The following is a 17630-nucleotide window of genomic DNA, read 5'->3' on the forward strand; positions in this document are numbered from 1 at the left end:
TCTATAGAATTCATTTAGTATAGCAAAAAAGCAACCGCATTGGGTTGTCTTTCTACCGTATGGACAATATAGTTCCGCCTATCGCACCGAATAGCACGACGATCCATGGGGGCATCTTCCAAAAGGTTAGCATACTGAATAATATCGCCGCCAATGCAAAGTCTTCTGCCCGCAAAATCGAGCTTGTCCAAATTGGATTATATAACGCCGCGAGTAAGATTCCGATGACCGCGGCATTGACACCCATGACCGCTCCTTTGATTTTCGGATGATTGCGCAAAATGTCCCAAAAAGGCAGTGCTCCGACGATCAATAGAAAGGCAGGCAAGAAAATCGCAACGGTCGCGAATAATCCACCTTGCCAACCGTTCATCACGGCACCGAGATAGGCTGCAAACGTAAACAATGGTCCCGGAACGGCTTGTGTCGCGCCGTAACCGGCTAGGAATGACTCGTTTCCGATCCATCCCGCTGGCACTAATTCCTGTTCCAATAAAGGCAAGACTACATGTCCTCCGCCGAATACGAGCGCGCCCGATCGATAAAAGCTATCGAATAACGCGATCCAGTAAGATCCCGTCAGTTCTCGAAGCAATGGCAATATACCAAGCAAAGTAAAGAACAGTGTTAAACAAATGATTCCTGTTTTCTTCGATATGAGGAATTTGGATGAACTACCATCTGACGAATCGTGAACTTTGAACAGCCATAACCCTACTAATCCCGCTACTATAATCACACCGACTTGTGTAAAAGCCGCTTGCCATAAAAGCGTAACGACTAGCGCTAGTAATGCGATGGCCTTACGCTTAACATCCGGCGTTAAATTCTTCGCCATTCCGAGGACCGCATGCGCAACAATCGCTACAGCCACGATCTTCAATCCATGCAACCAGCCTGCCCCACTAACATCCGAACCTTCTAGAAGCGTGGCAAACAAGATTAATGCCACTACAGACGGCATCGTGAAACCTAGAAAGGAAACAAATCCACCTACTACCCCTGCACGTGCCACACCCATTCCAATGCCTACCTGACTGCTTGCCGGGCCTGGAAGGAATTGCGCCAATGCTACTAAATCCGCATACCCTTTTTCATCCATCCACTTCCGTTTCCGGACATACTCTTCATGGAAATAACCTAAATGCGCGGTTGGCCCACCGAATGAGGTCAGTCCTAGTTTAAGAGAGACGATAAATAGTTCTACTAGCCTTTTTACGGAAGTAGCTGTGTTATTCTTCATTTTGATCTCCTTTCCGCTTATGTAATGCTTTACTGCTGATCATCTCATGTCCCAATTTATATTCAATGGATTTAGTAGAACTTAACGATAATTTAACAATAGTTGGACATACAAAGGACTAATCGAAAGCCTAAGCAATTTTCGCTTAAATTCTACATCGTTCGCTATCTTTTTTCGCACGGTTTTTGTATGATGTAATAACTATCGATGTCAACAATAGATGGAGGAATTTAGATGCTAGGTCCACGTAAACCCGATCCTTTTTTTACAGCTTTATTGGACATCGCCAAGCATGTGCAGGAATCTATGCACTATGCGAACGATTTTAAAGTCGATTCTGTCTCTGACTTGAAAGCTGTCAGCATTCGAATGAAGGAATATGAAACAGCTGGTGACACGTTGATTCATGAATTAATCACGAAATTGAATACATCGTTCATGACGCCGATTGAACGGGAAGATATTTTGAATATCGCGATTGCCATGGATGATATCCTCGATGGTATGGAGCATTTTCTTGCTAATCTTGAGATGTTTTCTCTCATTGAAATCGATGAATACATGCAGAAGTTCATGATCAACATTATGAAAAGTTCAGATGAGATCGTTTTGGCGATGGAATTGCTGACGAAGAAAAAGCTAGTCGAAATGCGTACACATGCCGTGCAAATCAAAGAGTACGAACGGATTTGTGACGAAGTGTTGCGGACTTCCATTAAGCAAATGTTCATTCGTGAAAAAGATCCAATTCGCATCATTCAATTGAAAGACTTGTATGAACTGCTTGAAGATACCGCGGATTTCTGTCAAGACGTGGCAAATAATATCGAAACCATCATCATGCGCAACGCATAAGGGGTCCTAACCAATGGATACGATTCTCATACTCACCATTCTCGTCGTGGTATTTGCCTTGGCTTTCGACTTCATCAATGGTTTCCACGATACAGCCAACGCGATCGCTACTTCGGTATCGACACGCGCATTGAAACCACGGACTGCGATTATGCTCGCCGCCACGATGAACTTCGTTGGTGCGCTGACATTCACAGGCGTAGCAAAAACCATTACGAAAGATATCGTTGATCCGTTCTTATTAGAAAACGGTTCTCTCGTTATTTTGGCAGCACTCGTTTCCGCGATTATCTGGAACTTGGTCACGTGGTATTTCGGAATCCCTTCTAGCTCGTCGCATGCACTGATCGGATCTATTGCCGGCTCGGCGATAGCGGCAGCGGGATTTGGCATTCTAAATTACAGTGGCTTCATTAAGATCATCCAGGCACTGTTGCTATCTCCTATCATTGCATTGGTCGGTGGATTTATTGTCATGACCCTATTACGTACGGTTTTAAAGAACCGTAATTTATTTAAAGCAAACCGCCGTATCCGCTACATGCAAATTGGTACGGCCGCGATTCAATCATTCACGCACGGAACGAATGACGCGCAAAAAGCGATGGGTATTATTACGATGGCTTTAATAGCGGCGGAATTACAAACTACCGATGATATTCAGCTATGGGTACGGATTGCGGCCGCGACTGCGATGGGAATCGGTACGTCAATCGGCGGTTATAAGATTATCAAGACCGTTGGCGGCAAAATCATGAAGATACGACCGATTCACGGGATTGCATCAGATTTAAACTCCGCAGTCATTATTTTTGGCGCTACCCTTCTTCATTTACCAGTCAGTACGACGCACGTAATCTCTTCTTCTATTATGGGAGTCGGTTCAGCGCAACGCTTGAAAGGTGTGAAATGGGGAGTCGCACAGAAGATCGTTTTGACGTGGATTATCACAATGCCGATCTCCGCTTTAATGGCTGCAGTCGTCTATAAAATATTCACACTTTTCCTATAACTACCTAAGAATCCAAGCGACCATTCTCTTGAACTAATCATTCAGCTTGCTTTATCTGCCTTTTCTTGTTATGATAAAGAAGAATTATTTTTGTTCGACGTTGGTCTACGATTTATCTCGACCGTTTTTTAGAAATTGAGCAAGGATAGTAATACAATGTGTACACGAGTGTGCACGAGGAGGAAACAAACATGGAACAAGGTAAAGTAAAATGGTTTAACGCAGAAAAAGGTTATGGCTTCATCGAACGTGAAGATGGCGACGACGTATTCGTACACTTCTCAGCTATTCAAGGTGACGGATTCAAAACTCTTGAAGAAGGTCAAGACGTGTCTTTCGAGATCGAACAAGGACAACGCGGACTTCAAGCTACTAACGTAACTAAAAACTAATTTAACTATACAAACCACTTCCTTTTAGGAAGTGGTTTTTTTGTGCATTTCTTTCCATATTTCCGTAGCACTTCTCTATATTTCATTGTTATGATAAGCATAGACATGAGAATAATTGATTTCATTCATAGAATGAGGAGGAATTACGTTGCAACGTTTCGGGAAGTTTGTAACCCAATCATATAAATGGATTTTCACGTTTTGGATTGTACTATTTGGGGTGATGACGTATTTCGCCATTCAGTTGCCCGGCCTGCTTGCTGGAGACGGCTTCCGCGTGGACGGCGAGCATGAACAAGTGATGAAGATTGTCTCGGAAGACTTCGGCTTACCTGCAGAATCTTTGTTTTTAGTGTTTGACGGAAAAACTGACGCAGAAATCGATACTTCACTTGATCAGCTGGAAAGGCTCGGTGTCGTGTCGGATATCGTATCCCCTCTAGCTGAAAAAGCGCAGTATACGAAAGATTTGTCCTATGCCTTGTTGCAATTTGATACGGTGCCTGACGATATGCCGCAAGTCGTGGAGGATATCCGCGATGAAATCGATGGTCAAACAGGCGTAACACTCACTGGCGGAGCGGCGTTTGAACACGACGTCAACCAGGCTAGCCAACGCGATTTGATGACAGCTGAAGCTATCGGTTTGCCGATTGCGATCATTGTGCTACTGTTTGCGTTTGGTACAATTGTTGCTTCATTCGTTCCATTGATCGTCGGCATCGGTACAGTCGTCTCTACCCTCGGAATTTTAGCGTTGCTTGGCAATACGGTGGACCTATCCATATTCGTACTAAATATCGTACCGATGCTCGGTCTCGCCCTCTCTATCGACTTTGCTTTATTATTTATTAGTCGCTATCGGGAAGAGCTGACTAAGCGCAGCGTGACAGATTCTATTATCATGACGATTCGGACTGCGGGTCGCTCGATTATATTCTCTGCTGTTTGTGTGTTCATCGGACTCGGCGCGATGCTTCTCATCCAAGTGGATATTTTCATGAATATCGCACTCGGAGGTATGATTGTCGTAGGTATGGCGGTCGTTTCTTCCCTTACTCTATTGCCTTCCGTTTTGCTAATGCTAGGCGAGCGCATCCATAAAGGACGTTTGCTGAAAGAGCGTGGCGAAGATGCGAACGGTTGGAGAAAGTTTGCGAATTATGTAATCAAGCGCCCCGTAACGATTGCGATTGTAGCATTTGTGTTACTAGCAATTGCTGTAATTCCAGTGAAAAATATGGAGCTGACGATCCCACAGATTGATTCATTGCCAGAAACATTCGATACACGTGTAGCTTTTGAACAAATGGAAGATACATTTGGTTTAGGCGATGAGAGTACAGTGTTCTTGATCGCAGAGCGTGACGGAAGTTGGAAAACGACGGAAGGTCTTCACGATATGATAGCGTTACAAGATCAGTTGAAAGATGATCCATTGGTCAAAGACCTTTCGACTGTCTTTACGATCAGCGGAATCGATAACGTCGTGGAATGGGAGCAAACTCTGCGTATTCCGCAAATGTACGACCAGCTCAATCCTATGTTAAAGAATTTCACCGACAGCGGTAACCGTTTATTCATCCCTGTGACATTAAGCGCTGCCGGCAGTTCGAATGAAGCACAAGATTGGATCCGCGATTGGTCGGAGAACGATACAGGTTTTAACATTTTGCTTGGCGGTGAACCGCGGTTCAACCAGGAAATCTTCGATGAAATAGCTGATCACATCGTATACGTATTGCTCATTATCATCGTCTCTACCTTCTTCATCTTGATGTTCGCATTCCGTTCACTGATCATTCCCGTGAAGGCGATTCTGATGAATATTCTCGGATTGTCCGCAACATTCGGCATTCTCGTCTATATATTCCAGTATGGCCACTTCGGATTAAATCCGGGGACCGTAGCGCTCATCATTCCAGTCATCGTCTTCAGTCTCGTATTCGGCTTGAGCATGGACTATGAAGTGTTCTTAATCTCGCGCATGCAAGAAGAGTTCGCGCAGTCGTTCGATAATGATAAATCTACAGTCGAAGGACTGGCCACGACGAGTAAAGTCATCACGTCTGCCGCGCTGATTATGATCGTTCTAACAGGCGCCTTTGCGTTTACAGACGTCATGCCCGTGAAACAAATCGGCGTCGGGATTGCAGTCGCAGTGGCGATCGATGCGACAATCATTAGACTATTGCTAGTGCCAAGCTTAATGAAACTGTTCGGAAAATGGAACTGGTGGCTACCGTTTGGTAAAGGCTTGTATCGTTCGAACAGCCAGAAATATAGTGTAAAAAAATAAAAAGAGCCTGTTGAGAATCGTATATTCTCAACAGGCTCTTCTCCTTTTATTGCCAGCCAAACGTGCCGATTTCGGTATATGACTGGTTGTCCAATGATTGATGATTTTTTTGTGTAGGATTATTTTTGAAGGTAGTCTGAACCATTAATACGACGCCCACTACCGCCACAATCAACACGACGATCAGCCAAATCGCAACTGTTTTACCCTTCATTCGATATCACTCCTGTAGCTGTTATTTCGTTTTGACGGAAAAGCCTTCTTCTTTCAAATAACTTGCCGCCTCACCGTAATCTCCGAAGCCTTCTTCCAAGTTTACTTCATGGTAAATATTAAAGAAGCCATCTTCTTCAAGAAGTGTCAGCATCTGACCATTGGAATTCTGCCATGTTTCTGCAATCGTTTCAGGTTCCTCAACTTCTGTCGCCAATCCTTCAATTGCCGCACGAATCACTGCACGGAATTCATCTGCAGAGTATTCGCGTACATTGACTAGACCGCGATCATCTGCTTCATAGCCTTTCACATCTGCCACGTAAACAAATGCATTCCCATTCGGGTGCAAATGCTGCACGACTACCGTTTTATCGTACAAAGACTCTTCATAATGATAGTTCAAGCGCTTCATAGACACTTCTTTCTTCACTAACTCCGGGAACTCTTCTATAATCTGTTGTTTCTCTTCAAATGTTAACATATTATTTCCTTCTTTCTTTTGATATTCAGTGTTCATCTTGTTCGCCATTCCGTAATCAGGACAAGCAATATAACGACTGCAATTGCGACTATATAAAACCAGGAAGGTACACTGCTCACACCACCGAACATGCCATCCACTCCTTCCAAACTTCCATTCTTTTTTTAGTATACCCTTTTTCCTGCTACTCTGGACGATAATTTTCAACATTTCATAGTTACCACTGTATTGCTGAAGGGGAAACAGAGTATAATGTGATAGAGGAGTGGGTTTCTAATGATAAAACGCCTGTTTCAGTTACTCTTTCTTGCCGTACTACTCTACGCTTTCAAGCCCTTATGGGAAGGCCCGGTATCAGAATACGTGGATTTATCGTTTCTCGATCCGCTTGATGCCAAAGTAGAAACCGTGCTGAACGAGGAAGTAGTTGGATCTGCGCTTGACTATACAAAAGAATCGATTGTCGATTTAATTACATTCATTTCCGATAAAGCAAACGGAAGCAGTCCCCCAGAGGAAGTTGCCCAACCCGTGCTCGATGCGCCGGCAACAGGCATTATTTCTATCCACAATATCGAAATTGGTACAACGGAAGCACAAGTGAAGGAAAAGCTCGGAGACCCTACGCGGAAATCCGTTAATGAATACGGCACAGAATGGCTGACGTTCCATGATAACTATCAGAACTTCGTCATGCTGTCATACGATATTAAACGTCGCGTCAATGCGATTTATACAAATGATCGCCTGATCGCTTCATCTATCGGCATCGAATACGGCGTGCCAAAAGCAGAAGTACGTCAAGGACTCGGCGAACCAATCTCTGAAATCCGTAAAGGGACAAACATTTATAAGTTGCAAAATGATGAAGGCATGGACATCTTTCATTCGGATGGACTCTATATGTATGTCTTTTATGATCTGCATAATGAAAATACCGTAACCGCAGTACAATTAATCTCGGATTCGCTAGAGCAAAGAAAGTCCGCGCTCTACGCCCCTCAAAACGATGCGATGCGCCAAGGCTTTGAGATGCAATTGTTTGATTTGACGAACGCAGCAAGAGTTCGCCACGGTCGTTCCATTTTAACATGGGATGAACTGGCATCTGAAACGGCACGTCTACATAGTACCGATATGGCAGTGCAAGATTACTTCAGCCATGAAAACTTACAAGGCGAGTCCCCTTTCGATCGCATGAAAAAACAAGGCGTCCAATTCGTCAGTGCCGGTGAAAATCTAGCATATGGTCAATCAAGCAGTATTTTTGCACATGAAGGGCTAATGAATTCAAAAGGCCACCGAGAAAACATATTAATCCGCGACTATCAGTTCCTTGGGATCGGTGTAGATTTCAACGACAAAGAACAGCCATTTTATACGGAAAACTTCTTCGCTAAGTAAGGGAATTTCCTTTCATTACGGCTAGTTATCCAGTAAAATAAAGTGAAGGGCATGGGTAGATCCAAGACCTTCACTACAGCATTAAAGGAGATTATCAATTGAAAAAATTTGCTGCATTTTTCCTCGCTGCGACGTTGATTTTGTCGCCAATCGGGAACATCATCTTCCAAGATGAAATTACTGCCGAAGCACGTGGCTATAAGTCTGGTAAGAAGAGCTTCAGTACACCTAATCGTGTGCAACCGAACAAAGCAGAAAAGAAACAAGATACCAATCAAAGTACTGATAAAGCAACAGCGGGCAAGACAGCTAAGAAGCCAGGCGGTATGGGTGGCGGCTTGATGAAAGGTCTATTGGTTGGTGGACTGGCAGGTCTATTATTCGGTAGCTTGTTTGCGAATATGGGTATGCTTGGATCCATTATGGGCTTGCTCATTAACGTGTTAGCGATTGTCTTCATCATTTACATGGTTCGGAAGATTTTCGCGATCTTCAAAGAGAAAGAGCGTAAACGCAATGAGGACATGAATCAATGGAACAACAGATAATTTACGAACAGGACGTAGTAAATGCAGTATGTGTATTGATTGCAAAAGAATCACGTGCAATGCCAGACGACGTGGAAGTCGAACTTGCTTACGATGACGACACTGGGTTTTCAGCAGACGCCGAGCTTAACGGCAAGATGCATCATTTGGACACCTCCCGTCTAGTCGAGGCGCTTCGCCTTTGGATCGAGCAGTATCTCGATCAGGATCCGATGGCAGCAGGCATTCAGCTAAAGCTGGATGATGAAGAAGGGATTATCGCGATTGTTCGATAATCAACAGGACGCCCCTTTCCGGGAGGGCGTTCTTTTTTTCGTGTTCAATAGTTTAATGGAGAGGCTGGCAGTGGTGTTGGGGTGGGGATTGGTGCTTCGGAGGGGACGCTTTCCGGAGGGCGGGCGGTGAACCACACAGCTCGCTTCGCTCGCATGGTGTTTCACCTGTCCCGCTGATCCTCCCGGAGTCGCCCCTCCTACGCGCCAATCTCTTGCAGTGTGAGTGGAAGATACACTTTGTTGCGCATTAAAGTAAGTGTTGTAATACACTTTTGAACTTCAGTACTTGAATTAAAATAAGTTAAGACAATACAATAATTCACACACCATCGACAGTAAGTGTTCTTAGTCCTTTCACTATAAAAGTAGGATGGAAGCGGAAGTTGGCGGCGAAGTGCAAAGATGTGCTCCTAACGCTTCGCTTTTACTCGCAAAAGCCGTCCTTCGTTACGGCTCTTCCCGATGGATTAGCCCGATCAGGTGAGACAACCAAAGGAACGCAGTGACTAGTTGGCTCACCGCGGGCCCATGGGAAAGCGTCCGCCAACTGGAGCTTCCATCCCATCGTAATCACTAAGTAACTCACTCTTTCCAAGCACTTGCACTTGCACTTGCACTTGCACTTGCACTTAAACTTAAACAAGTCGAAACAACACAAAAAAAGATGCCCCGAAACCCCGGGACATCCTACTTGCCTAATCACTTCATATTCTCAGATGTAATCTCAGCACAAGCAAATGGCGTTCCAGAATTGCCGGCTGGATCTGTTACGTTATCATCCGGACCTTCATGGATAACCAAAGCTGTTCCGTCTTCATCAATTAATGAATTGTCTTTTCCAGACTCAAGCGTAACTGCATCTGTTGTTACAGTAACTTTTGCGTTCCCTTCTTCATCCGCCACAAGATTCTCCAAGTCTCCTGCATGGTGTCCTTCTGGATTCTCTAACCCGTGTTTTTTATCTGTTGGGTTGAAGTGACCGCCAGCCGACTCTTTAAAGTCTGGTGCTGTACAGACACCCGTTTCATGGAAGTGCATGCCGTGTTCACCTGGCTCAAGGCCCGTTACGTCAATGTCCATCGCTACTCCAGATGGTCCTTGCGTTAGCGTTACAGAACCGATTTCTTCTCCGTCAACATTCATAACCGGCGCCATCACTTCAGGCTCCGCTGTTCCCTCTTCTTCCACGACTGGATCACCGCTACCGTTGACCGGTTCTTTTTCTTCATCCGCCGCGCCACCGCAAGCCGCCATCATTAGTGCCGAGCCCAATACAATACTAGGTAATTTCCACATAATTGAATTCCTCCTTGTGTAAGTTATGTACATTACTGTTCATTACTGCTTTTATAATGAACTCATAGTGTCTAGTGTACCCTATTTAATGAAATTCTAACATGTGATTGGGACTTTATGAGCGGAGCACGTGCTGGATTGAGCGTATAATTTGTGACATTGAGCGGACGCCGCCATGCAATGAGCGGTTAACGACTGACTTTGGGCTGATTTAGCATTGCATAGAGCGCTTAAACACTAACATTGAGCGGATCTAGGGTCGCATTGAGCGATTAGTGGATGACTTTGCACGGAACCAGTGGTTACCTCCTGACCTTGAGCAGCGACAGATAGAAAGCATAGCATTGAGCGCTTACCCCATGACATTGAGCGGAGCCAAGTACTACATTGAGCATTTATAAGGACTGATAGAGCACTCGCCCAGAAACTATGAGCGGATAAGCCACAACATAGAGCACTCAGCCAAATTAATGAGCGGCCGGCCCTCTCACCCGCCCCCCCACAATAAAAAATACACTCCAAGGAATTACCCTCAGAGTGCTCACTAACCATAGTACATTCCACAACACTTAATCTTCAATCAGCGGATACACACCGTTCTCATCATGCGTCTCCGTTCCGACGACTGGCGGGTTAAAGACACAAATCAAGCGCATGTCATCTTTTCCACCACGTAAATAATGCTCGTCGTGTTCATTCAACGCATACATCGTACCATCTTTGATCGGATAGACTTTGCCGTCTGCGATCGTTTCGATTTCCCCATCGCCTGCCACGCAGTAGACAGCTTCTAGGTGGTTTTGGTAATGGATATGTGTTTCCGTTCCAGCATAAATAATCGTTTCGTGGAACGAGAAGCCCATATTATCTTTCTTCAGCAAGAAACGTCGGCTTGCCCAATTTTCTGCTTTTGTTTCATTTTCGCTACCAATAATTTCATCTACTGTACGTACTATCACTGAACATTCTCTCCCTTAGTTTTTAACAATTTCTTCAATCGCTTCTTCTAGAATATCAAAGCCTTGATCAATACCTTCTTCATCCATAATCAATGAACCGAGGAATTTGACGACTTCGCCTTCAGGTCCAGATGTTTCAATGATCAAGCCTTTTTCAAATGCTTTTGCACAGATTTTATCCGCATAGTCTTCCTTGCCTTCACCACAGACGATTCCTTGCATGAAGCCACGGCCACGTGTTGTAGCTTTCAACTGTGGATAGTCTTCGACGATGGTTTCCATGCGCTTCGTGATGAGCTTGGATTTTTCTTGTACCGATTTAGCGAATTCATCTGTTTCCCAGTACGATAAAGCTTCAGTCGCTGTCAAGATCGCCATATTGTTACCGCGAAATGTTCCGTTATGCTCAGCTGGACCGAATGTATCGTATTCTGGTTTGATCAGCGTGAGTGCTAATGGTAATCCGTAGCCACCAATGGATTTTGATAGACAAACGATGTCCGGTTTAATGCCGGCTGGTTCAAAACTGAAGAATGTTCCAGTACGTCCACAACCTGCTTGCACATCATCGACAATTAATAAGATATCGTAATTTCTGCAGAGACGTTCCACTTCACGCAACCACCCAAAACTTGCGGGATTGATGCCGCCTTCCCCTTGTACCGTTTCGAGAATCATAGCTGCAGGTAAATCCAAGCCACTGCTTGCATTTGCTAAATACTTTTTTAGGAAGTTCAATGATTGCCCTTCTTCTAAAAACGTATCATACGGCATAGAGGTCGTATTGGTAAGCGGTACTCCGGCTCCATCGCGGTTGTATGAGTTGCCTGTTACAGACAACGCACCAAGCGTCATGCCGTGGAAACCATTTGTAAAGCTTACAATATTTTGACGTCCCGTAACTTTGCGGGCGATTTTCAGCGCACTCTCAACTGTATTCGTCCCAGTAGGACCAGGAAACATTACTTTATAGTCCATGTTTCGCGGCTGCAAGATCACTTCGTTAAATCGTTCAAGAAATTCTTTTCGGACCGTCGTCCCCATATCCAAACTATGTGAAATTCCATCATCATGAATATATTCAATCAGCTTTTCTTTCATTCTATCGTTGTTATGGCCGTAGTTTAAAGCACCTGCGCCGGCGAAGAAATCGATATATTCTTTACCTTCCGTGTCCCACATCTTATAGCCTTTTGCTTTGTTGAATACTGTTGGGAAACTTCTGCTGTAACTTCTCACTTGCGACTCGCGATTCTCGAATACTTCCATTACTTTCTGACTTTTTGTCAGTACCATGTGTAATTAATTCCTCCGTTAGATTCTGTATTTTCCCGTGTCATGTTGCGGCAATCGGCTTGTTTCTCAGAATGGTCCAATGCGGAACAGTTCTTCTGATTCATGCCCGCCACCAGGGAATTGATCTGTCGTATAGCCATCCGTAATCGTGCATTCCGTCTCCAAATCACGTGCTAAGCCTGTAAATAACTTAGTGGACGCCTCATTAGATGGTGTGACGGTCGCTTCTAGATAGCGAATATTTCGACATGCATCACTTTGCAAAATCGTATGCAGCATATGGGAAGCTATACGCTTACCACGTACCGATTCATCGACTGCGACTTGCCAGATAAACAATGTATCTTGCGCTTTTGGTTGAATAAAGCCTGAAATGAAGCCTACAAGCTTTCCATGATCTTCTACGATAATACTCGTATCGCTGAATTGGTCTGCCCACAGCAAATAGCTGTAAGAGGAATTCAAATCAAGTACGTTCGTATCCTTAATGAGCTGCCAGATGAACTTTCCATCATTTACAGTCGGAATACGAAATGAATACGGATCGTTCGGATCTAGTCCTGCAATCGAAACTTTGTGTTTTGTGTCCAAACAGTTTCTCCTCCAAGTTCTCTTACATGTAGTTGTACAAGTATTCATCATCTGTGAATTTCTAAGATGTGTGCTTCGTTACCCGAGAACACGATCTACTTCCAATACGTTCGTCGAATAGTCATTAATGTGAGGTTTTTACGGACCGAGCACATACACTCGGCAGATTCTAGTTATGAATCTAGCGGATATAGCAAGGGTACTTACGTAGAAAAGCCAAAATGGAGATTCTTGCTGGCTACTATGGGTGCTATCTTTCTGCCTTGCAGTATGAAGAGCAAAAAAGAGCGCCTTTACAAAAGCGGGGAGCTTTTGTTCATGGAAACAGCAGATATATTAACGATTCGCTGATATGAAAGACACTTTCATTATCTAAAATTTACTACCATACGCATTCATCCAACCAACGTTCACACACTGGCGAAGAAGCAAACTAGGTGTCGCCTGTGACACTGGTTGCTATTATAGGAAACTCCGAAAACGTTGTCAACAGTAAATATATCTATTTATTTATTTGATTAAAAAGTAAAACTCAGCTAAGCCAGTCAGCGTATAGCCTGAGAGAGAATATAAAAAACCGGAAACATTTTTCGTTTCCGGTTGAATTTTATGAAAATAATATCTTTTCTAATTCCATTGGTGCAATATATGTATCACCTTGATAAACGCGCATATTGCCTCCTGAAATTTCATCGATCAACATGATATTCCGCTCAGGATCACGACCAAACTCCAATTTAATATCATATAGCTCTAAACCTTTTTCGGCCATCTCTGAACGGACTACTTCAGAAATTTGCTGAGTTAATTCTTTAAGTGTTGCGTATTCTTCATGCGTCAAAATGTGAAGTTGGGCCAAAGCATCTTCTGAAATAGGTGGATCTCGACGTTCGTCGTCTTTCAATGTCACTTCCACGAAAGCATCAAGTACTTGTCCTTCTTCAGCGTACGCACCGAATCTGCGCAAGAAACTTCCGACCGCACGGTATCGACAAATCACTTCTAATCCTTTACCAAAGACCGTAGCAGGCTTCACCGTCATCGTTACTTCGTCCAGATTGGCATCGATGTAATGTGTCGGTATGTTTTGCTCCGCCAATTTCTCAAAAAAGTATTGTGTCATGCGAAGTCCGGACTTCCCAGCACCATCAATCGTCAGGCCTACTGTGTTGGCACCTGGATCGAATACACCATCTTCCCCTGTTACATCATCCTTGAATTTCAATAGCACGTGGCCATCTTCCAAGCGGTAGACGTCTTTCGTTTTACCAGAATAGGTTAATTTCATCCGTACGATTCTCCTCTATTCATAAATGTGTACTACTTATTCAGTATAAAGCACTTTGACGAGAAGAAAAAGTATTGTTTGACGAAACTTGACGGACTTCAACGTAGATTTCACAAAATAATCTTATACTTAGGATAATAAATACACTTGAAGAGGAGGAAATTATCATATACTTTCATACAATTACGTTCTACCTATTTTCGGAGCGCTATTTGAAATTCGTACTAAGTAGAATACCTACCCCCCATCAAGACACATATTGATTTGGCTCCACTAGAAACAAGCATCCTTAACGATCACTGTAATTGTTGTAGAAATCGATATCGGCAATTAAATTGCGGGATGAGTACTTATTCAAAAAAACTCTTTTCATTCCACCATGGGCATGATACGCTAGTTCTGAAAACCAAATATTTTGACCATTAGGGGAATCCTTCACAAGGACTGAGAAAAGAGTGTGGCTCTGAAACCCTTATTACCTGAACAGGTTAGCACCTGCGGAGGGAAGTGGCGAGTCGTTCCGTATGTATTTCTGTCGACATTTCTACCACTTTCCGATTCGGGAAGTGGTTTTTTCTATTGGAGGGGAATGAATGAAATTACTTGGCGTGACCGACGACCGTCTTTCGGTTGATGAACTGGCACTAGATTTGTTGCAGACAGCACCGCTTCTTGATGCCATCATTTTGCGGGAAAAGTCCAAGACAGACGAACAACTAGTAGATCTAGTTACGCGTCTTGCCAGTACTGAATTTCCACTCGACAAGCTCATTCTTCATGCCAGACCTCACTTAGCTAGAAGACTGAACCTCTCAAAAGTACAGCTGACTGGTTATGGTATGCCGTTACGGGAGGCACATCGAAAATTTCCTGAGCTCACTTTCGGTTGCTCGATTCATTCATTGAAGGAAGCAAAGGAAGCTACGCAAGAAGGTGCTGATTGGCTCCTGTACGGGCATATTTTCAAGACGTCATCGAAGCCTGGACTGCCAGCGCGCGGAACGGAAGAATTGTTTTCTATTGCTGAGTGTAGTTCGGTTCCCGTGTATGCGATCGGCGGAATTCAGCCGCATCACCTGCCCATTTTACAACGAAATAACGTAGCAGGTGCGGCCGTATTATCTCCTATGCGTTCACTGGAAATCTTACAAAGTTATAGAATAGGAGAGGTATCTTATGGAGAAAATGATTGATCTGAACGGAAAATCGTATTCAGTTGTTTCAGAAGTAGGGACGATTCAGCAGTTACTTGAACATTTAGGACTTGGTGATCGCATTTTGATTGTGGAGAAAAACAAAGAGATTTTGGAGAAAGATCACTACGACGCACCGATCATGGACCGAGACCAAATTGAAATCATACATTTTGTAGGAGGCGGATGAAGATGTTAAAAATTGCAGATAAAGAATTCTCTTCACGATTATTATTAGGTACAGGGAAATATCCTTCATTTAAAATACAGGAACAAGCAGTCGCTGTATCGGAAGCAGAAATCCTGACGTTTGCGGTACGACGCATGGATATTTTCGAAGCATCACAGCCCAATTTCCTAGAGCGACTTGATTTGACGCGCTATACATTGCTGCCAAATACAGCAGGAGCGAGTACAGCAGAAGAAGCCGTACATATCGCACGTCTCGCCAAAGCATCCGGACTTTGCGACATGGTAAAGGTTGAAATCATTGGATGTAGCCGTTCGCTGCTTCCTGATCCCGTGGAAACATTACGCGCTTCTGAAATGCTGTTAGAGGAAGGCTTCATTGTATTGCCCTATACGTCAGACGATGTAGTACTTGCGAGAAAACTATGCGAATTAGGTGTTCACGCTATTATGCCGGGTGCTGCACCGATTGGTTCGGGCAGAGGCATTCTGAACCCATTGAACTTGTCATTTATTATTGAGCAATCCAATGTACCCGTCATCATTGACGCAGGAGTCGGCTCTCCAAAAGACGCAGCTTTTGCGATGGAACTCGGCGCAGACGGTGTATTGTTGAATACGGCAGTATCGGAAGCCGCCAATCCTATCATGATGGCGGAAGCAATGAAGCTCGCGATTGAAGCGGGACGTCTCGGTTATAAAGCTGGACGTATGCCGGTCCGTGATTATGGTGTAGCTAGCAGTCCGACTGAAGGGCTTGTGACGACTTGATCGGTAAATATTCTCGGCAAGAACTGTTTGCACCCATCGGACCAATTGGGCAACAACGTATCCGCGAAGCAAAAGTTTTCGTCTTAGGAGCTGGTGCGCTCGGCTCTTCCGGAGCGGAGATGCTAGTGCGGGCAGGGATCGGCGAACTGACGATTGTCGATCGCGATATTTTGGAATGGACCAATCTTCATAGACAGCAATTATATACAGAGCAAGATGTCATCGATCAATTGCCTAAAGCGATCGCTGCGGAAAACCGATTGCGCGCTATCAACAGCGACGTGAAAGTTCGTGGGATTGTGGCGGATGTCACGCCTGAAAATGTCCTCGAATTATTCGAAGGCCATCAATTCATTCTCGATGGCACAGATAATATCGAAACTCGATTACTCGCAAATGATGCCGCATTACAACTCGGCATCCCCTTCTTCATGGGTGCTTGCGTCGGTAGCTACGGTCTGACGTTTCCGATTGGTGTAAAAGAAGAAGCGCCCTGCTTACATTGCCTGCTCGAAGCATTGCCGCCACAGTCTTTGACATGCGATACAGTCGGCGTCATCTCGCCCATCGTCGTCACAACTGCTGCCCGACAAACCGCGGAACTGCTGAAGTGTATCACGGGGGCGACGATGGAACCCCGTCTCGAATCCGTCGATCTCTGGACAGGCGAACGCGCCGCAATGAACGTACAAAGCATGAAGAAACCCAATTGCCCAAGTTGCTCAGACACCCCTGTCTATCCTTATCTGTCTGCCAATGAAGTCATTCGGACCGCCGTACTGTGCGGACGCGACACCGTTCAACTGACATGGCCGAAGAATCGACAAGTTGAACTGATACCATTTGCCGAGTCCATTCGCGATATTGTTTCTGATTTAAAGCAAAACCCTTATTTGGTTTCCTGTGAATATGACGACCATCGACTCGTGTTATTCCGCGACGGCCGGATGTTGGTGCATGGAACGAAGGATATTACGGTTGCGCGGAGGATTGTGGCTGGTTTGTTGGGGTGATCGTTTTTTTGGGGGAGAGCGGTGGTGCGTGGTTTTATGAGCGGGTAGCGTGTCTGATAGAGCGGATAGCTCTTGGCATTGAGCGCTCGAGCGGTTTTATGAGCGCTTTACTCGCTGGATAGAGCGGGTAGCGTGTTGCATAGAGCGGATAGACGGCAACATTGAGCGCTACCACGATTTTATGAGCGGCTCCACGATTAAACTTGATATTGAGCGGTTTACACGTCACATTGAGCGGATAACAAGCAGCATAGAGCACTCAAGCAGTTTTATGAGCGCTTTACTCGCTGGATAGAGTGGGTAGCGTGT

General features: G+C 44.6%; 19 protein-coding genes and 1 riboswitch. Of the genes, 11 read left to right on the plus strand and 8 right to left on the minus strand.

The genetic code is table 11. The features are described from left to right. Positions 1-52 precede the first annotated feature (52 nt). Positions 53-1243 (minus strand): chromate transporter, encoded by a 1191-nt coding sequence (locus CSV72_RS05650; protein WP_099677524.1) that lies wholly within the window; start codon positions 1241-1243, stop codon positions 53-55. Positions 1244-1477: 234 nt separating this feature from the next. On the opposite strand from CSV72_RS05650, the gene CSV72_RS05655 reads away from it, so the two are divergent. The 4 genes from CSV72_RS05655 (at position 1478) to CSV72_RS05670 (ending at position 5801) form a co-directional block, all read left to right on the plus strand. Then, on the plus strand, positions 1478-2098 hold the full coding sequence (locus CSV72_RS05655; protein WP_099677525.1) for a DUF47 domain-containing protein: 621 nt from the start codon (positions 1478-1480) through the stop codon (positions 2096-2098). A gap of 13 nt (positions 2099-2111) precedes the next feature. Then, the gene (locus CSV72_RS05660) at positions 2112-3110 is read left to right on the plus strand and encodes an inorganic phosphate transporter (protein ID WP_099677526.1); all 999 of its coding nucleotides are present in this window, start codon (positions 2112-2114) and stop codon (positions 3108-3110) included. A 191-nt stretch (positions 3111-3301) separates the two neighbouring features. Continuing rightward, the gene (locus CSV72_RS05665; protein ID WP_009766462.1) at positions 3302-3502 is read left to right on the plus strand and encodes a cold-shock protein; all 201 of its coding nucleotides are present in this window, start codon (positions 3302-3304) and stop codon (positions 3500-3502) included. 148 nt (positions 3503-3650) lie between these two features. After that, positions 3651-5801: an MMPL family transporter gene (locus tag CSV72_RS05670; RefSeq protein WP_099677527.1), complete on the plus strand. Its 2151-nt coding sequence runs from the start codon at positions 3651-3653 to the stop codon at positions 5799-5801. A gap of 46 nt (positions 5802-5847) precedes the next feature. Here the strand turns inward: CSV72_RS05670 and CSV72_RS16700 are convergent, their stop codons facing one another. Next, positions 5848-6015 carry a hypothetical protein gene (locus CSV72_RS16700; RefSeq protein WP_158232159.1) on the minus strand — a complete coding sequence of 56 codons (168 nt, stop codon included), beginning with the start codon at positions 6013-6015 and terminating at the stop codon, positions 5848-5850. A 21-nt stretch (positions 6016-6036) separates the two neighbouring features. Continuing rightward, positions 6037-6498: a hypothetical protein gene (locus tag CSV72_RS05675; RefSeq protein WP_099634016.1), complete on the minus strand. Its 462-nt coding sequence runs from the start codon at positions 6496-6498 to the stop codon at positions 6037-6039. Positions 6499-6774: 276 nt separating this feature from the next. Here CSV72_RS05675 and CSV72_RS05680 point away from each other — a divergent pair, with 276 nt between their 5' ends. From CSV72_RS05680 to CSV72_RS05690, 3 genes are all read left to right on the plus strand, one after another. Next, on the plus strand, positions 6775-7902 hold the full coding sequence (locus CSV72_RS05680; RefSeq protein ID WP_099677528.1) for a CAP domain-containing protein: 1128 nt from the start codon (positions 6775-6777) through the stop codon (positions 7900-7902). A 98-nt stretch (positions 7903-8000) separates the two neighbouring features. Continuing rightward, complete coding sequence (locus CSV72_RS05685; RefSeq protein WP_099677529.1) at positions 8001-8450, plus strand: hypothetical protein; 450 nt, start codon at positions 8001-8003, stop codon at positions 8448-8450. Beyond that, positions 8435-8725: a DUF2653 family protein gene (locus CSV72_RS05690; RefSeq protein ID WP_099627715.1), complete on the plus strand. Its 291-nt coding sequence runs from the start codon at positions 8435-8437 to the stop codon at positions 8723-8725. The genes CSV72_RS05685 and CSV72_RS05690 overlap by 16 nt, the downstream gene beginning before the upstream one ends. A gap of 699 nt (positions 8726-9424) precedes the next feature. On the opposite strand, the gene CSV72_RS05695 is transcribed toward CSV72_RS05690, so the two are convergent. From CSV72_RS05695 to CSV72_RS05715, 5 genes are all read right to left on the minus strand, one after another. Beyond that, positions 9425-10021, minus strand: coding sequence for a superoxide dismutase family protein (locus CSV72_RS05695; protein ID WP_233191104.1), 597 nt, complete (start codon positions 10019-10021; stop codon positions 9425-9427). A 569-nt stretch (positions 10022-10590) separates the two neighbouring features. Beyond that, on the minus strand, positions 10591-10980 hold the full coding sequence (locus tag CSV72_RS05700; protein WP_099677531.1) for an ectoine synthase: 390 nt from the start codon (positions 10978-10980) through the stop codon (positions 10591-10593). A gap of 15 nt (positions 10981-10995) precedes the next feature. Then, complete coding sequence (gene ectB / locus CSV72_RS05705) at positions 10996-12276, minus strand: diaminobutyrate--2-oxoglutarate transaminase (protein ID WP_099677532.1); 1281 nt, start codon at positions 12274-12276, stop codon at positions 10996-10998. A gap of 66 nt (positions 12277-12342) precedes the next feature. After that, positions 12343-12867 (minus strand): diaminobutyrate acetyltransferase, encoded by a 525-nt coding sequence (gene ectA / locus CSV72_RS05710; RefSeq protein WP_233191106.1) that lies wholly within the window; start codon positions 12865-12867, stop codon positions 12343-12345. A 607-nt stretch (positions 12868-13474) separates the two neighbouring features. Then, the gene (locus tag CSV72_RS05715) at positions 13475-14155 is read right to left on the minus strand and encodes a phosphoribosylaminoimidazolesuccinocarboxamide synthase (protein ID WP_099677533.1); all 681 of its coding nucleotides are present in this window, start codon (positions 14153-14155) and stop codon (positions 13475-13477) included. Between the two features lie 414 nt (positions 14156-14569). Beyond that, positions 14570-14678: riboswitch (TPP riboswitch) on the plus strand. A 70-nt stretch (positions 14679-14748) separates the two neighbouring features. Between CSV72_RS05715 and CSV72_RS05720 the strand changes: the two genes are divergently transcribed. From CSV72_RS05720 to CSV72_RS05735, 4 genes are read left to right on the plus strand one after another with little or no spacing between them, the layout of a single operon-like run. After that, positions 14749-15348: a thiamine phosphate synthase gene (locus CSV72_RS05720; protein ID WP_099677534.1), complete on the plus strand. Its 600-nt coding sequence runs from the start codon at positions 14749-14751 to the stop codon at positions 15346-15348. Continuing rightward, positions 15332-15538: a sulfur carrier protein ThiS gene (gene thiS / locus CSV72_RS05725; RefSeq protein ID WP_099677535.1), complete on the plus strand. Its 207-nt coding sequence runs from the start codon at positions 15332-15334 to the stop codon at positions 15536-15538. Before CSV72_RS05720 ends, thiS begins: the two co-directional genes overlap by 17 nt. Continuing rightward, a complete protein-coding gene (locus CSV72_RS05730) occupies positions 15535-16308 on the plus strand; it encodes a thiazole synthase (RefSeq protein WP_099677536.1) in 774 nt (257 codons plus the stop codon). Before thiS ends, CSV72_RS05730 begins: the two co-directional genes overlap by 4 nt. Continuing rightward, the gene (locus CSV72_RS05735; protein WP_099677537.1) at positions 16305-17321 is read left to right on the plus strand and encodes a ThiF family adenylyltransferase; all 1017 of its coding nucleotides are present in this window, start codon (positions 16305-16307) and stop codon (positions 17319-17321) included. Before CSV72_RS05730 ends, CSV72_RS05735 begins: the two co-directional genes overlap by 4 nt. The last annotated feature ends 309 nt before the right edge of the window (positions 17322-17630 follow it).

Origin of the sequence: Sporosarcina sp. P20a (assembly GCF_002743175.1) — a bacterium.
Lineage (GTDB): Bacteria > Bacillota > Bacilli > Bacillales_A > Planococcaceae > Sporosarcina.